Source organism: Synechococcus sp. H60.2 (genome assembly GCF_047462315.1).
Lineage (GTDB): Bacteria > Cyanobacteriota > Cyanobacteriia > Thermostichales > Thermostichaceae > Thermostichus.
On the sequence record NZ_JANSIZ010000110.1, the window covers coordinates 1 to 5,366 of the forward strand.

Consider the following 5,366-nt stretch of genomic DNA (forward strand, 5'->3'; position numbering starts at 1 on the left):
CGATATATCCAGAATCAGTCAGGAGGCGCTATCCCTCCCCACCCGGGTGGGGAATCCCGCGCCTTACGTTGAGATTCGGAGAACTTTCCTGGGGGACTTTTCGGCAAACCTGTGGGCAAAGGGATGGTAATATCGCTACGCACTTCTCTTACCGTGACCGCCCATGAGCGTTCCTTCCTCTGCTGCTCGAACCTATCGGATTACTGCCCTGGCCGGAGATGGCATCGGCCCTGAAATCATGCAGGTGGGGCGGGCGGTTTTGGATGCAGTGGCCGCTCAGATGGGGTTTTCCCTCCAGTGGCAGGAGGGCCTAATTGGTGGAGCAGCCTACGAAGCCACTGGGGATCCCTTGCCCCCAGAGACCTTGAAAATGGCCCAGGAGAGCGATGCTGTTTACTTGGCGGCGGTTGGCGACTTTAAGTACGACACCCTGCCGCGGGAGAAGCGTCCTGAGCGGGCTTTGTTGGGCTTGCGGGCTGGCTTGGGATTATTTGCCAACTTGCGCCCGGTGAAGATCTTTCCGCAACTGGTGGAGGCCTCTTCCCTCAAGGCAGAAGTGATCGCCGGGATCGACCTGGTGGTGGTGCGCGAGCTCACCGGAGGCATCTACTTCGGCCAACCCAAAGGGATCTTCACAGATGCCACGGGATCCCGGCGGGGTGTAAACACCATGGCCTACAGCGAGGCCGAGGTGGATCGCATTGCCCGCGTGGCCTTCGAACTGGCTCGCAAGCGACGGCGCAAGCTCTGCTCAGTGGATAAGGCCAATGTCCTGGAAGTGTCGCAACTGTGGCGGGAGCGGGTTACCGCCATTGCGGCTGAGTACCCCGACGTGGAGCTTTCCCACCTGTACGTCGATAACGCTGCCATGCAGTTGGTGCGCTGGCCGAAGCAGTTTGACGTCATTCTCACGGAGAACCTCTTCGGGGATATTCTTTCCGATGAGGCAGCGATGCTGACTGGATCCATCGGCATGTTGCCCTCTGCCTCTTTGGGATCCTCTGGCCCTGGGGTATACGAGCCAGTACACGGGTCAGCCCCCGATATTGCCGGACAAGACAAGGCCAACCCTCTTGCCCAGGTGCTCTCTGGGGCAATGCTGCTACGCTACTCTTTGGATCAGCCCCAAGCTGCCGACCGCATCGAGCAGGCTGTCGAGGCAGTTTTGGCCCAGGGCTACCGTACCGCCGACATCTACTCGGAGGGGATGACCCTCGTAGGCTGCCGCGAGATGGGAGAAAAGATCTTGGCTACTCTGGCCCAGCAGCAAGCCTCCCCCCAAGGATCGCCCTCAGCCGCCGGCGGTTGAGTGGGGGTTCCCTTGCTGGCGCGGCTACCCCTCTCCCAGAGGGAGGGATTGTCCCGACGAACGGTGGCACTGCTATTACTCTTTATTGGAAATTCTTGGAAACGTCCGCGGGCCAGCTTCTTCCCTTAGGCAAAGCGATGGCCAAGCTGCATCGGGTCGTGGACGGTGATCTTTTTCTTGTGGATGGAAATGTAGTTCTTCTTGCGCAGCTCCCCCAACAGACGCGTGATGGTGACACGGGTTGAGCCAATCGCTTCCGCAATGGCCTGGTGAGAGAGCTTGAGATCGATGGTGACTCCATTGGGGCCGGGCACCCCGAAGTCGCGGCAGAGGATCAGTAGAAAGCTGACCAGGCGGGATCCCATGTCGCGGTGAGCCAGTGTTTCAATCATCATCTCTGTCTGCAGGATGCGAGAAGCCAAGCTCTTGAGCAGCAGCATGGCCAGCTCAGCGTTCTCCCGCAGCGATTTTTCCACCTGTTCGATGGGCAGAGAGAGTAGCTCGACGCGGGTAAAGGCCACCGCGTGATAGAAGCGGTCGGAGCGCTGCCCCGTGATGAAGGAGAGCACCCCAAAAATGCTGTTTTCCCGCAGGAGAGCAACGGTAATTTCTTCCCCCATTTCGTAGACCCGCGAGAGCTTGACAGCTCCTTTCACCAAAAAGTAAACCCGCTCCGCCGGATCTCCAGGGAAGAAGATGGTCTTACCGCGTTCAAACGTTTCGATAACCGGAGGATGGTGAGGCCCTCCTAACTGTTTGAAGGCTGCAATCAGAGATTTTTCCGCGATGGCCACCACCATATTCGTCAACCTTTTAAAGCCAGTTTATACCTAAGATCAACCTATAAATCAGATCGGAGGATTTGGGGCGCACCGTATTCCCGTTGACTGGAAAATTACCCCAGGGGCAAGATTATCCTAAGCTAAAAGGTTCTGCCCGGATACCTTTGTAGCAGGAGCTACATTTTTAAAGTCTCGTCTCTTGTCCAGCAGCGAATCCAGGACCAGGGGCGGGGGCCGTAATCGATTGGAGGGGTTTTATGGGGATCCCGGAGGCGGCTGTGGCCACACCTTCTCAACCGAGCCGTCAGCACTTCACAGTACGGATGCCGGAGCCGGCCAATCATCTGCTGGAGGTGGAACTACAGATCCAAGAGGTGGATCCAGAAGCGCCTCTGCAACTGCGGCTGCCGGTGTGGACGCCGGGATCCTACCTGGTGCGGGAATATGCCCGCCATGTGCAAGAGTTTCAGGCGGCAACGGAGCAAGGGATCCCTTTGGCCTGGCGGAAGGTAGATAAGAACACTTGGGAGATCGAGCCGCCCCGCTGTTCGGCTGTGAAGGTTCGCTATCGGGTCTATGCCTATGAGCTGACGGTGCGCACCAACCATTTGGATCTCACCCACGCCTACTTCAACGGGGCGGCGCTCTTTTTCTATGTGCCCGGTCGCGAGCGGGAACCCTACACCTTGACGGTGATCCCTCCCAAGCCAGATTGGCGCATCGCCACCAGTTTGCGACCTTTGATTTCTTCTTCTGAGGATCCTGCTTCCGGCCAGTCTTTTGTGGCGGCAGACTACGACGAGCTGGTGGATAGTCCGGTGGAGGTGGGCCTGCACCAGTTGCGGTCGTTTGCAGTGGAAGGGATCCCGCATTACTTCGTGGTCTGGGGAGCAGGCACCCTGGATTTGGAGCAAGCGGTGGCCGATGCCGAGAAAATTGTCCGGGCCACTGCGGCGTTTTTTGGCGGGCTGCCCTACGACCGCTACTGGTTTATTGTGCATTTGTCGCCAGGGGGATTTGGCGGCCTAGAGCACAAGTACAGCACCACCCTTAATTATTCTGGGCTGGAGCTGCATCAGCCCCAGTCCTATCGCCGCTTTTTGGCTCTGCTGGCCCACGAGCTTTTCCATGCTTGGAACGTCAAGCGGCTGCGCCCTCTGGCTTTGGAGAAAATTAACTACAACCAAGAAAATTACGTGGACTGCCTCTGGTTTTGCGAGGGGGCGACCAGCTACTACGAAAACGTGATCTTGCTGCGGGCAGGGATCCTCAGCGCCAAAGATTTTTTGCAGATCCTGGCCGAGCAAATTGGCCGGCTGCAGCGCACTCCGGGTCGGGCCGTGCAATCGCTGCAGGAATCCAGTTTCGACGCTTGGATCAAACTCTACCGTCCCCACGAAAATAGCCTCAACAGCCAGGTTTCTTATTACCTCAAGGGCGCTTTGGTCTGCTGGCTGCTGGATCTGCACATTCGCCACCTTTCGGGGGGCCAGGAATCCCTGGACACGGCCATGCAGGATTTGTGGCAGCGCTTTGGCCGGTTTGAGAAAGGCTACACCCACCAAGACCTGCGGGAGGCCTTTGAGCGGGTAGCCGGCGCCAATCTTGGCCACTTTTTCGCTGCCTACGTGGAAGGTACAGAAGAGCTGGACTACAACGCTTACCTCCACCCTTTTGGCCTCACCCTCAAAGCCCACTTCAGCCGCCCCAACCCTTCCCCCTACCTGGGTCTCCACTTCAATGGGGAAGGCAACCGCATCAGCGCCGTCGAGATGGGATCCCCGGCCCAAAAAGCAGGCATCTGGGCTGGCGACGAGCTCGTAGCCCTAGACGGCTTTCGGGTGAGCGCCACCACCTTGCCGGAGCGCCTGGCAGCCTACCAGCCCCACCAGGTGATCTGCCTAAGCGTCTTCCAAGGCGATCAGTTGAAACACTTCTGGATCCCCTTGGATCCACCCCGCCCGGATGTTTACACCCTCGAAGCGTTGCCGCAACTCACTCCCACCCAGAAAGCGCTCCAGCAGGGCTGGCTGGGATCCCTGCTCGGCTCTTCGGGACAAGATACGCCTCTTCTTGAAAATTCGCTCACCTCGCCTGAGAATCTTGAAACAAGCGAGTAACCTAGTTAACTTAAACGAGAAGTAACAACAGGGGTCAGGAGCGAATCTAATGGACTTCGTTTTGGTTTTATTAATTGGGGTGGCTGTTGGTTTCTCATTGGGTGTTTACGTTGCTCGCCATTACAAGGTCAGTCCTAGACCGGAAATCTGGAAACAAGAGATCATTAGAGAGATATCTTCACACTTAAGGCAACACAGCCAAGAACTCAACAACGCCAACAAAACCTTAACCAAACTGGTCGAAGGATTGGCAGACGAGATTTCTCGGAAGTTACAGGCTACTCAAGCCGATCTCAAAGGGCTTAGATCTCGTCTTGTAGATAGTCACCAAGATTTGCTGCAAAGTTGGAGTAGGGATCTTCTGCAGGCTATATCTGTAAAGTTTTCCGAACATAATGAGCAGCTAAACGATCAGCGAGCCATCCTGGAAAACCTAGTGAAAGAAACTAAAGATATTTATCAGCGACTACAGATTGCTATCCAAAGTTCTCCCAGATTAGAGATATCCCAAACTACAGATCAGAGCTCTCAGAATGAGCAGGTTGCCAGTCATGAAACACCAGAGCCTAGGCTAACAGACGATGTACCGAGAGATAAAGAGGAGATCGCTGCCGCCGGTATATTAGAGGTCGACGTATCAAAGATAGAATCATTCTTAAGCTCAAAAAACGTAAAAATCAAAAGCATAGATGTGAAAGAAAAAGAGGAAAAATTAGATCAAATAGCTGCCTTTATGGGCAATCGATATTCTTTGATTAAAAGATTCTATAGAATGATTAAATCAAATATGAATAGCGGAAACTCTTTCTCAATAAACCTTAAAGACGAGCCTCAACAAGTAATCAGCTCAACTTGCCAGGTTGCCAAAGAGTTACACGGAATCGCATTTTTAGAAGAGTACAGATACTTTAAGGCACCCAGGTATCTGTTGGTAGCAAGACCCAGTAGGTCGCCCCAAGCACTAAATTTTCTCTCAGGAAAATGGCTAGAGAGATACGTTAGGGATAAGCTGATCTGCCTTGCTGCAAGTCAAGCTGGAAAAATTGATTTCTCTTACATAACAAATGCTCAAGTTACTTTGCCGAATGGAGATAAGTTTGAAATGGATCTTTTCTTTCATATTAACGATCAATTCTACTGGGTGGAATCAAAGAC

4 protein-coding genes are annotated in these 5,366 nt (G+C 54.4%); 3 read left to right on the forward strand and 1 reads right to left on the reverse strand.

The window, feature by feature from the left end; genetic code table 11:
- Nucleotides 1-163: 163 nt before the first annotated feature.
- Nucleotides 164-1,309, forward strand: a complete 1,146-nt coding sequence (leuB, locus tag NW845_RS12180; RefSeq protein WP_414378719.1) for a 3-isopropylmalate dehydrogenase — start codon at nucleotides 164-166, stop codon at nucleotides 1,307-1,309.
- Between the two features lie 125 nt (nucleotides 1,310-1,434).
- On the opposite strand, the gene ntcA is transcribed toward leuB, so the two are convergent.
- Complete coding sequence (gene ntcA, locus NW845_RS12185; protein WP_414365317.1) at nucleotides 1,435-2,109, reverse strand: global nitrogen regulator NtcA; 675 nt, start codon at nucleotides 2,107-2,109, stop codon at nucleotides 1,435-1,437.
- A gap of 239 nt (nucleotides 2,110-2,348) precedes the next feature.
- Between ntcA and NW845_RS12190 the strand changes: the two genes are divergently transcribed.
- A complete protein-coding gene (locus NW845_RS12190; protein WP_414378721.1) occupies nucleotides 2,349-4,211 on the forward strand; it encodes a M61 family metallopeptidase in 1,863 nt (620 codons plus the stop codon).
- A 49-nt stretch (nucleotides 4,212-4,260) separates the two neighbouring features.
- Nucleotides 4,261-5,366: hypothetical protein (locus NW845_RS12195; RefSeq protein WP_414378722.1), on the forward strand; the 1,106-nt coding region annotated here is incomplete at its 3' end.